Here is a 13,779-nt window from a genome sequence, read left to right as displayed (position 1 = left end):
CCTGATGTGAACACGACGCTCGACGCTCCGCGCATCGCGCGGATCCTCCAGGAGGGGGTCCGCGCCCAGGTCTACCCCGGGGCCGCCTGGGCCGTCGGGGACGCCGGCGGGCCCGTCGCGGGCGGCGCCGTCGGCCTCCTCGCGCCCGGCCCGGCCCCCCGATCAGGCGACCCGTCAGGGGACGGGCCGAGTGGCCGCCCCACCCGCCCCGACACCCTCTTCGACCTCGCGAGCCTCACCAAGGTGATCGCGGTGTGGCCGGTCGTCGGCACACTCGTCGAGGGCGGCAAGCTCGTGCTCGACGCGCCCCTGGGTTCCTTCTGGCCCGAGGTCGCCGGACGTCCACTGGGCGACGTCACCCCGCTCCACCTGCTCACGCACACCGCGGGCCTGCCCCTGCGCGCCAATCTCCGCGCGCTGTACGGCAGCGATCCGCAGGACGTACGGGACGGGGTGCTGCGCGAGGTGCTGCGGCGGCGCCCCGGAGAGGCCGTCGAGTACACCGACCGGGCCGCGCTGGTCCTCGGCTATCTCGCCGAGCATCTCACCGGCCTGCCGCTCGCGCGGCTCGCCGCCGGCCGGGTCTGGGAGCCGCTGGGCATGGCGGAGACCCGCTTCGGGCCACTGCCGGACCCACTGGCGGCCCGCTGCGCACCGACGGAGTACGACGAGGAGACCGGGGCCCATCTGCGGGGCACCGTGCACGACTTCTCCACCCGGCTGCTCGGCGGCGCCTGCGGCATCGCGGGCACCTTCTCCACCGCCGGGGACCTCGGGCGCTTCCTGCGGCAGGTGCTCGATCCGGTGCGGCCGCCGTTCGGGCCCGAGTGGGTCGCGGCGTCGCTGCGCGTCCGTACCGGCGAACTGGCCCCGGTCCGCGGGCTCTTCTGGCACCTCGCGCCCGGCACGGCGGTACGGGACGACATCTGGGTGCACTACGGCTTCACCGGAACCGGCATGTGGGTCAGCCCCTCGCGCGGCCGTTGGGCGGTGCTGCTCACCAACAAGCTGTACTTTACGCGCGCCACCGGCCCGGTGACGGCGGTGCGCGACGCGTTCCGGGAAGCCGCGTTCGCCCCGTTGTGACCGGAAGCAGCCGGGCTCGTTGCACGCCGTAAACGATCAGGTATGCGAGGAGGCGCGACGGTGGGCGACGAGCGGGCGGTACTGGTCGAGGAGCCGGTCGGGCGGCAGGGAGAGGGGCTCGGGGAAGTCGGAGGAGAACGGGGCGGGCAGCCGGTCAGGCCGCGGGACGAGGGGGTGCCCGGAGAGCGGGGCGACGGGGCGTTCAGAGAGACCGTCGGGCATCCGGGCGGACAGACGAGCGGGCACGCGGGTGGACAGGCGAGCGGGCATCCGGGCGGTCATCCGGGCGGAGAGGGCGTCCTGCGCCTGGACGACGCGGCGGACGTACGCCGGGCGGCGGAGGATCTGGAGGCGGGGTGCGCGGTGGTGCACGGCTTCGCCGGTCTCTACGCGCTGACCGCTCGCGCCGACCGCGAAGTCGTGGCGCGGGTCCGGCGGATGACGGGCCGCCCGGACGGGTGGACGGGCAGCGTCACCACCGTGCCGTCCGCCCTCACGGGCCTCTTCGACTGGACGCGGCTGCCCGCCGAGCTGCCGCGGCGGCAGGTGTGGTCGCTGATGGAGGAGCTGTACGAGCTCGGCCCGTTCGGCTTCCGGGGTCCGGCCGCGGACCGGCTGCCCTCGCATCTGACCTCCGAGCGGGACGGGATGACGACCGTTCAGGTGATGTCGCCCGGCCGGCACTGCCCGTCGAACGACTTCCTCCGCGCGGCGCTGGAAAGGACCGGTGCGGAGTTCCTGTTCACCGCGTCGGCCCGCCGCTCGGACGAGCTCCCCCACTGGCGGGCGGACGAGGCCGCCCGGGACTTCCGCCACGAGCCATGGGTACGGGTACGGGTCCTGGCCCACGCCGACGACGGCGCGGCGCGACTGCGCCACCCGCACCACACGCCGGTGGCGGCGAGCGTGGTCTCGTTCCACCGTTCGGCGGGGTGCGGCCGGGCGGGGCTGCCGGCGCTGACCCTGGAGCGGCAGGGCTCCCTGTCGGCCGAGCACATCCGTTCCGTCGCCGCGAACCACGGTTTCGCGCTCGCCCCCGCCCCGGGGGCCGCCGGGCCACGGCCCGCACCCCGCACCTACGCGCCGCCCCTTCCCGGGCGAGACGCCTGAGCCGATCCCGAGTCCAGTCAGTCTTGTTTTCCAACCGACCACCCCTCTAGTGTGTCCGGCACTGCAGTGTGTCCGGAAATCAAACTGACCACGACTGGGGGGCGGGACATTCCATGGGAGCGAGAAGGCTTCCGGCCAGGCTGGCCGACCATCCGTCCGTACGGGCCGTCCTTGCGGCCCGCGAGACGGCCCGCGAGACGGCCCGAGGGACGGCCCGAGGGACGGATCTCGGCGAGACGGGATCCGGCACCGAGCTGCCGCCCGCCGTGATCGACGCCGACTGGCTGCGGGAGCTCTGCCTGCGGGCCGGGGCGGACGACGCGGCGGCCGTCGCCCTCGACCATCCCGACCTGGCCGGCGAACGCGAACACGTGGAGGGCGCCCTGCCCGGCGCGCGGGCCCTCGTCTCGCTCGTCGTGCGGATGAACCGGGACGACGTGCGCTCGGCGGCCCGCAGCATCGCCAACCACGAGTTCCACCGGGCCGGCGAGCTGGTCAACGACGCGGCCCGGACCGTGGTGCGGGAGCTGGAGCGGGCCGGGCACCGGGCGGTGAACCCCTCCGCGACCTTCCCCATGGAGATGGACGACTTCCCCGGGCGGATCTGGGTGGTCGCCCACAAGACGGTCGCGGTGGCGGCCGGTCTCGGCGTGATGGGGCTGCACCGCAACGTCATCCACCCCCGCTTCGGCAGCTTCGTCCTGCTCGCCACCGTCCTCCTGGACGCCGAGGTCTCGTCGTACGGGCAGCGGCTCGACTACAACCCCTGCGTGGAGTGCAAGCTGTGCGTGGCCGCCTGCCCGGTGGGGGCCATCACCAAGGACGGCGCCTTCGACTTCCTGGCCTGCGCCACCCACAACTACCGGGAGTTCATGGCCGGATTCACCGACTACGTGCAGACGGTGGCCGACAGCGCGGACGCCGCCGACTTCCGCTCCCGCGTCACCGACGCCGAGAACGCCTCCATGTGGCAGAGCCTCGCCTTCAAGCCGAACTACAAGGCCGCCTACTGTCTGGCCGTCTGCCCCGCCGGTGAGGACGTCCTCGGCCCGTATATCGACGACCGCCGCCGCTTCATGGACACCGTGCTGCGGCCGCTCCAGGAGAAGAGGGAGACGCTGTACGTCCTGCCGGGCTCGGCCGCGAAGGAGTACGCGGAGCGCCGCTTCCCGCACAAGGCCGTCAAGGAGGTCAGCGGCGGCTGGCGGAAACCGGAACCTTCGAAGCGAGGTTCCGCCCCGGCCGACTGACCCGGGGTCGTACACGCGGCCCTACCGTACGAGTTCCACGCCCAGCCACACCGCGCCGAGGGCCGCCGCGATGCTGCCCACCACGTTCGCCGCCGCGTAGGCCCGCGCCCCGTTCTCGTACAGCTTCAGCGTCTCGTACGAGAAGGTGGAGTACGTGGTCAGGGCGCCGCACAGGCCCGTGCCGAGGAGCAGTCCGGCCCGGGCGGAGGCCACGCCGGTGAGGAGGCCGAGCACGAAGGACCCGACGACGTTCACGACGAAGGTGCCCCAGGGGAGGACCGACGCGTGGCGGGCCTGGACGGCACGGTCGGTGAGATAGCGCAGGGGCGCTCCGAGGGCGCCTCCGGCGACGACCAGCAGCCAGTTCACTCCTGCGGCTCCCGGGGCCCGTACCGTACGACCTCGCACGGGTCGAGCGGCACCAGACCCTCCGTCACCGACTCGTCCCGCGACGCGGGGCCGGTGAGTCGTGTCATCCCCGCCTCCTGTCAGGGACGGTCCGTACGGCGGCACGGGTGGCCACGACGGCCGCCCAGACGGCGGTGAACGCGGTGACCGCCGTCGCCGCCAGGTAGAGCAGGGCGCGCGGGACGTCCCCGTCGGCGAGCAGCCGCTGGATGTCGAGCGCGTAGGTCGAGAAGGTGGTGAAGCCACCGCAGACGCCGGTCCCGAGGAAGGGCCGCAGGAGCGGGTGGGGCGGGGTGAGGGTCTCGGTGGCGAGGACCATCAGCACGCCGAGGGCCGCGCAGCCGGTCGCGTTGACGGTGAGGATCGTCCAGGGGAACGCGCCGGCCGGGGTGGGCCAGGCGAGGGTCGCGGCGTAGCGGGCGGTGGCTCCGAGGGCACCGCCGGCGGCGACCACCCCCACGACCGGTAGCTGCGCGCGGAATCCCATGCCCTCAGGTTAGGGCGCGCGGGGCGCCGTGCCCCGGTGGGGACGGCCCTGATGGGACGGGGGTGTGAAGCGAGGCGCACAGGCACGGCCCCCGGCCTGGGGCATTAACCGGAGTCCGGCCCGTGCTGCCTCGCCCTGATGTTCCGGGCGGGGCGGCGGACGGGTCAAAGCCGGTCCGGCGAGTCTGTCAGATACCCCCCACGGGGTCCCCGTCGCGGCAGGAAACGGGGCGCGAACCGGGGGCGAGCCGGGGGCGGAGTGGGGGGCGGTGGTCCGGCCACCATCCGGCGGCCCAGACGGGTGCCGGGTACACCTCGTCCCGGCGGCGGCGACGCGCGACCGTAGAGGTGCAGCGGGAGGGAGCCGCTCGACCCGTAGGGCAGGCCGTAGGGCAGGAGTGTCGTGAGTACATCCGTCGCAACCAGGTTCAGGACCGTCACCGCGCACCGGGACGCGGCCGCCGAGGACGTGTACGGCGAACTCTGCGCCGCGCTCTTCTCCGGCTTCCCGCGCCGCGACCAGCGGCTGAAGGCCGAGCAGTATCTGCGGGGTCTGCTGACCGCGCAGGGCCGCAAGTCCATTCGCAACATCGCCGCGCAGATCGGCGGCCCGGCCGCCGAGCAGAGCCTGCACCACTTCATCTCCAGCTCCACGTGGGACTGGCGGCCGATGCGGGCCGAACTCGCCCGCTATCTGCAGCAGAACAGCGGCCCGCAGGCCTGGGTGGTGCGGCCGATGCCGATACCGAAGGCCGGACAGCACTCGGTCGGCGTCGACCGGCGCTTCGACCCCGAACGGGGTCAGGTGTTCCGCGGGCAGCAGGCGTTCGGCGTCTGGTTCGCCTCCGAGGAGACCAGCGTCCCCGTCAACTGGCGTCTCTTCCTGCCCGATCCGTGGGTCAAGGACCGCACGCGCCGGGACCGGGCGGAGGTGCCCGAGGGCGCGGCGGAGGAGACCCTGGAGGAGTGCGCGGTCAACGCGGCGCTCGACACGGCCCGCTGGCCGGACGTGGCCCGCAAGCCGCTGCTGCTCGACATCCGCGGCGGCGCGGGCCGGGCGGCCCTGCACAGGCTCGCCCTCGCGGGTGTCCCGGTGGTCGCCCGGATCGGCGCGGGCTGCCGGCTGACCGTCGCGGACCGCTCGCTGCCCGGCTTCGGCTCGGGACCGCTCACCGCGCTGCAGATCCTGGAGTCCCTCAAGGGGCTGCGCCGCCCGGTGAGCTGGGTGGACGCGGCCACCGGGATGCGGACCTCGCGTACCTCCCTGGCCACCGCGGTCCGGGTCACCCTGCCCGTACCGGCGGGCGAGCGGCAGCGGCCGCTGCTCCTGCTCGGCGAGTGGGACGACCCGCGGCGCTCCCCGGCCCGGCTGTGGATCACCGATCTGACGGGCTCGTCGGTCGGGCCGCTGCTGCGGCTGACGAAGCTGTCGCGGCGGGTCGAGCGGGACTTCCGCGCGGTCGGCGAGGGCGCGGGCCTGCGGGACTTCGTGGGCCGCTCGTTCCGCGGCTGGCACCGGCACATCACGCTGGCCTCGGCGGCGCACGCGGCGACCGTCCTGGCCACCGACTGGGACGCGCCGTACGGCACGGTCCAGGACCGCTCGGCGAGCTGAGCCCCGCGGCCACCACCAGGGCCGGGGCCCGTGGCCGCCACCAAGGCCGGGGCCCGGAAGTCGGCGCTTCCGGGCCCCCCGTATGCACGGAGTTCCCGTGGCCGCCCCGTACGTACGAAGTTGCCGTGGCCGCCCCGTACGCACGGAGTGCTCCGACTCAGCCTCCGGGGCGGTCGAGCCGTGGCTCAGGCGCCGGGGCGGTCGCCGGACGGCGCCGCCGGCGAGGGAGCCGTCGAGGCGGACGGGGCTGACGGGCGCGGGTCGCCCAGCGCGGCGCGCCGGCGGGTGAGGACGTCACGGGTGCGCTGGAGGCGCAGCGCGAGCTGCACCTCCAGGACCTGGCCCGGCTTCTGCCACTCGGGGCCGAGGAGTTCGCCGATCCGCTCCAGGCGCCGGGAGACCGTGTTCGGGTGCACGTGCAGCGCCTCGGCCGCGTTGGTGGGGCTGCCACCGGAGGCGAAGTACGCCTCCAGCGTGCGGGTCAGATCGGTGAACCGCTCGGCGTCGTAGTCCAGTACGGGGCCGATGGCCGACTCGATGAACCCGTCCACGTCGTGGTCGTCCGACAGCAGCAGCCCCAGGAACCCCAGGTCGTCGACGGACGCCGCCGCGCCCGTGCCGCCGAGCGCGCTCATCGCGTCCAGGCAGCGCATGGCCTCCTGGTACAGCCGGACGGTGCTGTCCGGGCTCCAGCCGGGACCGGCGGCGCCCACGGAGACCGGGTGGCCGAGCAGCGGCGCCAGCTCGCCGGAGACCGCCTTCGCGGCGGCCGAGGCGTCCACGCCGGGCAGCAGCAGGACGATGCAGCCGCCCTGCACGGTCTTCAGACCCGCCATGCGGTACGCGTACGAGGACGCCCACACCACCGCGCGGCCCTGCTCGCCGCCTTCGGGCCTGGCCACCACCAGGACGTGCGGCTTGCGCAGGTCGATGCCGAGGCGGCGGGCGCGCTGGGCGATCTGCTGCGGGGCGTGCTGCGGCTCGGCGAGCAGGTCGTCGAGCAGCTCGTCACGGACCGGGCCCTCGGCGACGGCGGTGGAACGCTGGATCAGGAGCAGGAAGGCGACGGACTGGGCGGCCAGTTCGAGGAGCCGCTCGTCCTCGCCGGTGAGCGGGGTCGCCGCGCGCACGACGAGGACACCCAGGTCCTCCGAGCCGGCGATGACCGGGGCGACCCAGGTCCGCCGGTCGTCCGGATACCCGTCCACATGACGGCCCTCCGCGGCACGACGCTCTCCGTCGCCGCGCTCCGCACCACGGCCCTTCGCGGCGCGGCCCTCCGCACCACCGGTCTGCGCGGAGTCCCCGCCGTCTTCGGTGAGGACGGGGCGGCGGCCCGCGTGGGCGTCGAGCGAGGCCTTGGCCACCGCCTCCTCGTCGAGTCCGGTGATCTCCCCGGTGGAGGCGAGCGTGCGGCCGCCGGGGTCGCGGATCAGGACACAGGCGTCGAGGGCGTCGCCGGCGGCCTTGGCCACGTTGCTCAGGTCTCCGCCGGCCAGGATCAGGTTCATGATGCGGCGGTGCGCCTCACCGATGTAGCGCATGCGGGTGAGGGTGGTGCGGGCGCGGGAGCTGTCCCGTTCGAGCTCGGTGACCTCGGCGCGGGTCTGGTCGAGCAGCCCGGCCTTCTCCGTGGCGACGGCGGCCAGGTCGGCGAGCGAGGTGAGCAGGCCCAGTTCGCCAGCGGTGTAGCGGCGGGCACGGCGATCGGCGCCGTAGAGCAGGCCGAGGACGGTGTCGCCCGCGCGCAGCGGCACGACGACGACCGCGCGCAGGCCCTCGTCCCGTATCACCGCGTCGACGGCGGGCGTGTGGGCGAAGCGCTCGTCCGCCAGGTAGTCCTCGGTCCAGACGGGCGCGCCGAGGATGTGGACGAGCCCGCCGAGTCCGTCCTCCTCGAACGCGCCGGGGCAGTCGACCGGGCCGGTCACGGCGAGGGCTCCGTCGGCGCCGTGGACCACCCGGACGCCGTGCGTGCCGCGCAGGGTGACGCAGGTCAGGTCGAGGTCGAGGAGTCGCCGGGCCCGGCGGGCGATGCTCCGCAGCAGGCCGTCCAGGTCGTAGGGGAGCGTCAGGTCACGGGCGGTGTCGGCGAGGGCGTCGAGGCCTGCCTCGCGCTGTTCGCGGCGGGCCTGGGAGTGGCGGACTCCGGAGGCGAGGTGAACGGCCCGTTCCAGGCGGGCGAGTTCGGGCTCCGGAAGGTCGTCCGCGCGGGCCTTGTCGAGCAGTTCGGCGAACCGCTCCTGCGGTGCCTGCTGGGCGAGCAGCTCCAGCACGGCGAGCGCGTCGGCGCCCCCGCTCCCGTCCGCGCCGTGGTGGGACATTCCTCAACTCCCGCTGCTGAGCAGAACCGGGCGCCGCAGTGGAAACCCGTACCGCTGGCCGAAACTAGATCGGTCGTGGGCGCCGGTCAACGGTGAGATCGACCACTTCGTTCCCGTCATGCCCGCTCCCTCTCCTTCCGCCCCTTCCGCCCCTTGCATCCCTTGCGTCAGGCCGAGGCACCCGCGGGGACGGCCGCGGCCGTTCCCGCGGTGACCGCCGCGGCGGCCGGCGCGACGGTGAGGGACGGCGCGAACCGGGGGGTCCGTGACCACGAGACCTGCGTGTGCGTGTGCGCCTGCGCCGGTACGCGGGGCCGGGCGGCGTCCCGTACGGTCAGGAGCGAGCGGTGGAGGCGGCGCAGGCGCGCCGAGGGCTCACGGCCGCCGTCCCGCTGCAACGCCACGCAGAGCCGGTGGAAGGCCTCCAGGGCGTCGTCGGTGCGGCCCGAGCGCAGCAGGGCGACCATGAACTGGGCGTGCAGCGACTCGTTGACGGGGTGTCGGGCGGCGAGCACGGCGAGCTCGGGCACCATCTCGGCGTGCCGGCCGAGGCCCAACTGCGCCTCCACCCACTGGTCGAGCACGCTGAGCCGGGACGCCTCCAGGCGCTCGATCTCCGCGCGCAGCCGGGGTCCGGCGTCGACGCCCGCGTACGGCTCGCCGCGCCAGAGGGCGAGGGCCTCGCCGAGGCGGAGGGCGGCGCGGGGGAGGTCGCCCGCTTCCATGGCCCGGTATCCGGCGCCGGCCGCCCGCTCGAACTGCCAGACGTCGTGGGAGCCGCCGCCGGTGTCGAGGCGGTAGCCGCCGGACTGGGCGGCGAGCACGGTCTCGGCGGTGCGTCCGTCGCCACCGCCCCGGCCGCCGGGCAGCGCCGTGGCGATCAGGGACCGCAGCCCGAGGATGTGGGTGTGGAGTTCGGCGCGTGCTCCGCGCGGCGCCCCGGACGGCCACACCTCCTCCATGAGGACGGAGACCGGGACGATCTGGTCGGCACCGGCGGCGAGCAGGGCGAGCAGTTGTCGCGGCGCGGCGGCGGTCGGGGTGACCGACACCCCGTTCTCGCGCACCGAAAGTCCCCCCAGGATCCGGACGTCCACCTTGCCCCCTCAGCGTCTGCGCACGGGATGACCCTGGACGATTAGAAAAGAGACCGCGGTGCATGTCAATAAGAAACCGGGCGGTACGGAAAGACAGGACCTCGCGGACGGAAATATTGCCCGTTTTACACCGCTTCGCGACCATCAAGGAAGTGCCAGGGGTCGACGAAACGTACCCGGGGATCCACTTACTGGACTCGCGGGTATGCTTTGGGGGTCGATTTCCGGCAGCCGTGCGGGTGGCTTCTGGCCAGGCGCTTCAACAAACCAGCACGGCGGTTTTGTTTGCCCTCATCATGCCCCGTCCAGGGCGCGTACTCCAGGGAGCCTCCCGCCCGCGGACAGCGCAGGCCGGCACACCGGACGGCGCTCCAGAGGGGCCATCAGAGGCATCAGGGCATCAGGAGGTCAGGACGTCAGGACGTCAGCGGGGAGCGCCGTTAGAAGGCGGCTTCCTCCGAGGGAACGGCATCCGTCACCGCGAGGCCGAGGGCACGCGCACCTCGACCCGGCTCCAGGTCGAGCATGGTGAGCACCGACGGCACCACGATGCTGGGCAGTAAGTGGTGGTAAAGCGCCGACGCCCAGCGCTCCAGCGACGACCGGTCGCCCTCCAGGGCGTGGGTCATCAGGTTGAGGCCGGCGTAGGCGCCCACGACGAGCGGGGCCACCTCCTCCGGGTCGGCGTGCGGAAGCAGCTCGCCGCGGTCCTTGGCCTCGTTGAGCAGGCGCAGGTTGATCTCGGTCCACTCGCGGTACGGGCCGCTGCGATTGAGGTCGTGCGCGCCCTGGTCGAGGGTCAGCCGCACGCTGCCGCTCAGCACCCGGTCCCTGGTCAGCCGGTGCGCGAACACCATGCCGACGTCGACGAACTCCTGCACCTTGGAGATCTGCGGCGGCGCCGTGGGCACGACCGACACCTGGGCGTCGATCACCGCGTGCGCGAGGTCTTCCTTGGAGTCGAAGTGGAAGTAGAGCGCGCCCTTGGTCACTTGGGCCAGCGCCAGGATGTCGGAGAGCTTGGCGGCCTCGTAGCCCCGCTCGTCGAAGACGGCCGCGGCCGCCTCCAGGATCGCCTTGCGGGTGCGGATCGCCCGATCCTGCTTCGCCATGGGAGTCACGTCCCTCTCATCGCCCGAACCGGCATCCCGGTGGCAGAAAACAAACCCGGGGGTACCAATTTTCCGGCAGCTGGAAGATACCCGAAGCCCTGTTCGCAGAGAACCCGGGCATCTTGCCTGTCGGACAACCATGCCTCTGACCAGGCGCTTTGACAGCACGCCCGCGTACGAGAACGTCAGGTCGGGCCTCCGGGCGGGGTCCGGCGGTCCGCTCCGAAGACGGCCGATGTCACTCTGGGCAACCGGAAAACCGACCCCGCGGTCGCGTCGGGCGCGGGGTCGGCATGTGACGGCCGGTCAACCTGTGACGACCGCCGAGGCGGTGAGCAGCCCGAAGGACGCCAGGATCAGCAGGGTGCGGACGCGGTGGAAGCCGTTCCAGCGCTTCTCGAAGGCCGCCCGGACGGCGGCGGGCGGCTCGTCCGTCGACTCGGCGGCGGCGAGGGCGGTGTTGAGCGGGATGTTGCCGCCGATGGTCACCAGGTGGTTCGCCACCGCGCACACGAGCCCGGCCACGACCAGCCACCGCTGCGTGTCGGTCCGCCCGTCGACGGGCACGAACAGGGCCGCCGCCGGGAAGGCGACGACCCCGAGGAAGACCAGCAGGAACACCGGCCTCGGCACGTACTCGTTGATCCGCCGCATGGCACGGACGAACTCCTCGTCCGTCAGCCGGGCCAGGGCGGGCATCACACCGGTCCCGAAGATCAGCATGAACCCGGCGTAGAGCCCGGTGGAGACGACGGCGAGGGCGAGCAGCAGGGCGGCCATGGGCACCATGATGGCCGATCAGCCCGCGTACGGGTCGTGATCGGCCGAAGCGCCCGGCCCGTCGGCCGGGCCGCGGTCCGACGCGCCCAGCCCGTCGGCCCGGCGGATCGCCTCCGCCAACTCCCGTACGGACGCCGAGCGCGCCCGCTCGGCCAGCGCGCCGGCCCGCGCGGCGAGGCCGGACAGGGCGGGCGCGCCGGGCACCGATCCGCCGCGCAGCCGGTCGGCGAAGTAGGCGGCGATGGCGGTCAGCTGGAGGCTGTCGTGCCCGTCGCCCCACAGGGGGGCGGTCAGCGCGGCGGTGTCCACCGTGCCGGACCGCTCGTGCGGGGCGCGGGTGGCCGGGTCGAGCCAGCGGACCGTGGCGGTGGCGACCCGGCCGCTCCCACCTGGCCGCAGCTTCACCGCGTACAGCGCGGTCACCGTGTGCCCGGCGCCGATCTCACCGCCGTCGACCCGGTCGTCGCGGAAGTCCTCGTCGGCGACCTCGCGGTTCTCGTAACCGATCAGCCGGAAGCTCTCCACGGTCCTCGGGTCGAACGCGACCTGCGCCTTGGCGTCGCGGGCGCGCAGCTCGACATGACCGGGCAGCTGGTCGACGAAGACCTTGCGGGCCTGGCCGGGGGTGGAGACGTACGTGGTGCTGCCGTCGCCCTTGTCGGCGAGCTTCTCCATGAAGGCGTCGCCGTACTCGCTGCCGACACCGACTCCGAACAGGGTGATCCCGTACGCGCGGCGCGCCTCGGCGATCCGCTCCAGGATCCCCTCGGCGTCGGTGTCGCCGGTGTTGGCGAGGGCGTCGGAGAGCAGCACGACCCGGTTGGTGGCGCCCTCGCGGTGTCCCTCGACGGCGACGTCGTAGCCGGTGCGGACACCCGCCTCGACGTTGGTGGAGCTGCTGGTCGCGAGGGCGTCGACGACGTCGTGGAGGCGCTCGCGGTTGCCGCCGACCCGGGTCATGGGCAGGACGGTCTCGGCGTCGGAGCTGAAGGTGACGAGGGCGACCGAGTCGTCGTCGCGGAGCCGGTCGGCGAGCAGCCCGAGGGACTCCTTGACCAGGTCGAGCCTGCCCGGCTCGGCCATCGAGCCGGAGACGTCGACGACGAACGTGAGGGCGGCGGGCGGGCGTTCGCCGTCGCTCGGCCGGGTCGCGAGTCCGACCCGCACCAGCGACCAGCCGGCGGCGTCCGAGCGGGCGCCGTCGAGGGTGACGCTGAAGCCGTTGTCCTTCGGCCGGGGGTAGTCGGGCCTGAAGCTGTTGACGAACTCCTCGGGCCGTACGTCCGCCGGGTCGGGCAGCCGGCCCTCGGCGAGGGCGCGGCGGGCGTAGCCGTAGGAGGCGGTGTCGACGTCGAGGGCGAAGGTGGAGAGCCGCTGCCGATCCGGGGCCTCGGCGGAGGGCGGTGCGGCACGGTCGGGTGCGCCGCGGTCGGGCGCCCGGTGGTCGGGTGCGCCGTGGTCGGCGCTGGTCGGGTTGCGGACGCCGTCGGATCCGGCACTGCACGCGGTCAACAGCAGCGCTCCGCCGAGCAGTCCGGCGGTCGCGGCCCTGGAAAGCCTTCGTCGCACGAGCATCTCCCCCATGTCCCCTTCGAGGTACGGCACTTGTGAATGTGACGTTCGGCGGCGCCGGAAGGAGCAGACGAAGGGGTTGCGGAAGGATCTCAATGCGGCAACGGCGGCGGGGGCACGCCGTGGTGGCAGGGACTCGCCAGCTTTGTCAACAGGGGTTGTCACCGTACGCAGTCGCATGCGTACATGGAGTGGCACACCGATCGGGCGGGGGTGGTCAGCGGTGGCAGAGACTGCGGGCTCCGTGATGCTCGCCCGTTCGGCGATGGGCCGCGCCGGCCCGGAGCCGCAGCGTCCTCCCGGGCGCCCGGTCCGCGGCACCCGCCGGGTCAGCGCGGCCCTGGCGGGCCTGGCCGCCTCGGCCCGGCACGAGCTGTTGACCTTCGACGACCCGGCCGCCTCCGCGGCGCATGCGATCCCCGAGCCGTTCCTGGAGTTGGCGGGAGCGTGCATGCGCGCGGCGGCGGAGCGGGCGGGCGAGGTGCGCCGGATCGTGCCGCGTCATGCCGTGCCGCACGTGGTGGACGCGGTGCGGGTGCCGGGACGGGCGCGGGTCGCCGACTCCATCCCCTTCAAGATGATCGTCGTCGACCGCACGGTCGCGGCCGTCCCCCTGGACCTCCGCCTCCACTACAACGGCCTCCTCCTGATCCGCGACCCCGTCGTCGTCCAGGCCCTGGTCCGCGCCCACCACGCCGCCTGGGACACGAGCCAGGAACTCGCGGGCCTCACCACCCCCTCCCCCGACCTCCCCCCACAACTCCGCCCCGTCCTCGAAGCCCTCCTCGCCGGCCTCACCGACGAAACGGCCGCCACCCGCCTGGGCATGTCCCCCCGCACCTACAGCCGCCGGGTGGGCGAACTGATGGCGGCCCTGGGCACGACGAGCCGCTTCCGCGCGGGGGCGGAAGCGGCTCGAAGGGGGTGGGTGTGACCTCC

13 protein-coding genes are annotated in these 13,779 nt (G+C 73.8%); 5 read left to right on the top strand and 8 right to left on the bottom strand.

Annotated features, from left to right (window positions below):
- Nucleotides 1–6: 6 nt before the first annotated feature.
- The gene (locus tag ACFY7C_RS10300; protein WP_389646818.1) at nucleotides 7–1,086 is read left to right on the top strand and encodes a serine hydrolase domain-containing protein; all 1,080 of its coding nucleotides are present in this window, start codon (nucleotides 7–9) and stop codon (nucleotides 1,084–1,086) included.
- A 36-nt stretch (nucleotides 1,087–1,122) separates the two neighbouring features.
- Here ACFY7C_RS10300 and ACFY7C_RS10295 read toward each other — a convergent pair whose 3' ends face one another.
- On the bottom strand, nucleotides 1,123–1,458 hold the full coding sequence (locus ACFY7C_RS10295) for a hypothetical protein (protein ID WP_389646815.1): 336 nt from the start codon (nucleotides 1,456–1,458) through the stop codon (nucleotides 1,123–1,125).
- Here ACFY7C_RS10295 and ACFY7C_RS10290 point away from each other — a divergent pair.
- Both ACFY7C_RS10290 and ACFY7C_RS10285 read left to right on the top strand, forming a co-directional pair.
- The gene (locus ACFY7C_RS10290; RefSeq protein ID WP_389646812.1) at nucleotides 1,453–2,196 is read left to right on the top strand and encodes a hypothetical protein; all 744 of its coding nucleotides are present in this window, start codon (nucleotides 1,453–1,455) and stop codon (nucleotides 2,194–2,196) included. The two genes, ACFY7C_RS10295 and ACFY7C_RS10290, sit on opposite strands and share 6 nt — an antisense overlap.
- Nucleotides 2,197–2,309: 113 nt before the next feature.
- The gene (locus tag ACFY7C_RS10285; protein WP_389646810.1) at nucleotides 2,310–3,446 is read left to right on the top strand and encodes a 4Fe-4S binding protein; all 1,137 of its coding nucleotides are present in this window, start codon (nucleotides 2,310–2,312) and stop codon (nucleotides 3,444–3,446) included.
- A 21-nt stretch (nucleotides 3,447–3,467) separates the two neighbouring features.
- On the opposite strand, the gene crcB (ACFY7C_RS10280) is transcribed toward ACFY7C_RS10285, so the two are convergent.
- Both crcB (ACFY7C_RS10280) and crcB (ACFY7C_RS10275) read right to left on the bottom strand, forming a co-directional pair.
- The gene (crcB, locus tag ACFY7C_RS10280; protein ID WP_389646807.1) at nucleotides 3,468–3,815 is read right to left on the bottom strand and encodes a fluoride efflux transporter CrcB; all 348 of its coding nucleotides are present in this window, start codon (nucleotides 3,813–3,815) and stop codon (nucleotides 3,468–3,470) included.
- A gap of 103 nt (nucleotides 3,816–3,918) precedes the next feature.
- Nucleotides 3,919–4,341 (bottom strand): fluoride efflux transporter CrcB, encoded by a 423-nt coding sequence (gene crcB, locus ACFY7C_RS10275; RefSeq protein ID WP_389646804.1) that lies wholly within the window; start codon nucleotides 4,339–4,341, stop codon nucleotides 3,919–3,921.
- A gap of 402 nt (nucleotides 4,342–4,743) precedes the next feature.
- Between crcB (ACFY7C_RS10275) and ACFY7C_RS10270 the strand changes: the two genes are divergently transcribed.
- Nucleotides 4,744–5,955, top strand: coding sequence for an IS701 family transposase (locus tag ACFY7C_RS10270; protein ID WP_389646801.1), 1,212 nt, complete (start codon nucleotides 4,744–4,746; stop codon nucleotides 5,953–5,955).
- Between the two features lie 185 nt (nucleotides 5,956–6,140).
- Here ACFY7C_RS10270 and ACFY7C_RS10265 read toward each other — a convergent pair whose 3' ends face one another.
- From ACFY7C_RS10265 to ACFY7C_RS10245, 5 genes are all read right to left on the bottom strand, one after another.
- Nucleotides 6,141–8,279, bottom strand: a complete 2,139-nt coding sequence (locus tag ACFY7C_RS10265; protein ID WP_389646798.1) for a helix-turn-helix domain-containing protein — start codon at nucleotides 8,277–8,279, stop codon at nucleotides 6,141–6,143.
- Between the two features lie 167 nt (nucleotides 8,280–8,446).
- Entirely contained in the window at nucleotides 8,447–9,376 is a 930-nt protein-coding gene (locus ACFY7C_RS10260) for a BTAD domain-containing putative transcriptional regulator (protein ID WP_389646795.1), read from the bottom strand.
- A 440-nt stretch (nucleotides 9,377–9,816) separates the two neighbouring features.
- Entirely contained in the window at nucleotides 9,817–10,488 is a 672-nt protein-coding gene (locus tag ACFY7C_RS10255) for a ScbR family autoregulator-binding transcription factor (protein WP_389646792.1), read from the bottom strand.
- Between the two features lie 306 nt (nucleotides 10,489–10,794).
- Nucleotides 10,795–11,268: a DUF1772 domain-containing protein gene (locus ACFY7C_RS10250; RefSeq protein WP_389646789.1), complete on the bottom strand. Its 474-nt coding sequence runs from the start codon at nucleotides 11,266–11,268 to the stop codon at nucleotides 10,795–10,797.
- Between the two features lie 18 nt (nucleotides 11,269–11,286).
- Entirely contained in the window at nucleotides 11,287–12,843 is a 1,557-nt protein-coding gene (locus tag ACFY7C_RS10245) for a von Willebrand factor type A domain-containing protein (protein ID WP_389649435.1), read from the bottom strand.
- Nucleotides 12,844–13,063: 220 nt separating this feature from the next.
- Between ACFY7C_RS10245 and ACFY7C_RS10240 the strand changes: the two genes are divergently transcribed.
- On the top strand, nucleotides 13,064–13,774 hold the full coding sequence (locus ACFY7C_RS10240) for a helix-turn-helix transcriptional regulator (protein ID WP_389646786.1): 711 nt from the start codon (nucleotides 13,064–13,066) through the stop codon (nucleotides 13,772–13,774).
- The last annotated feature ends 5 nt before the right edge of the window (nucleotides 13,775–13,779 follow it).

It is taken from the genome of Streptomyces sp. NPDC012769 (assembly GCF_042901205.1).
Lineage (GTDB): Bacteria > Actinomycetota > Actinomycetes > Streptomycetales > Streptomycetaceae > Streptomyces.
The sequence above is the reverse complement of the archived record's forward strand: the minus strand, read 5'-3'. Positions and strand labels throughout refer to the sequence as shown.

What these genes read in the sequence shown, in the direction of transcription:
- ACFY7C_RS10285 (WP_389646810.1), top strand. Translation starts at nt 2,310, where the DNA reads ATGGGAGCGAGAAGGCTTCCGGCCAGGCTGGCCGACCATCCGTCCGTA.
- crcB (WP_389646804.1), bottom strand. Translation starts at nt 4,341, where the DNA reads ATGGGATTCCGCGCGCAGCTACCGGTCGTGGGGGTGGTCGCCGCCGGC.
- ACFY7C_RS10265 (WP_389646798.1), bottom strand. Translation starts at nt 8,279, where the DNA reads ATGTCCCACCACGGCGCGGACGGGAGCGGGGGCGCCGACGCGCTCGCC.
- ACFY7C_RS10255 (WP_389646792.1), bottom strand. Translation starts at nt 10,488, where the DNA reads ATGGCGAAGCAGGATCGGGCGATCCGCACCCGCAAGGCGATCCTGGAG.
- ACFY7C_RS10250 (WP_389646789.1), bottom strand. Translation starts at nt 11,268, where the DNA reads ATGGCCGCCCTGCTGCTCGCCCTCGCCGTCGTCTCCACCGGGCTCTAC.
- ACFY7C_RS10245 (WP_389649435.1), bottom strand. Translation starts at nt 12,843, where the DNA reads ATGCTCGTGCGACGAAGGCTTTCCAGGGCCGCGACCGCCGGACTGCTC.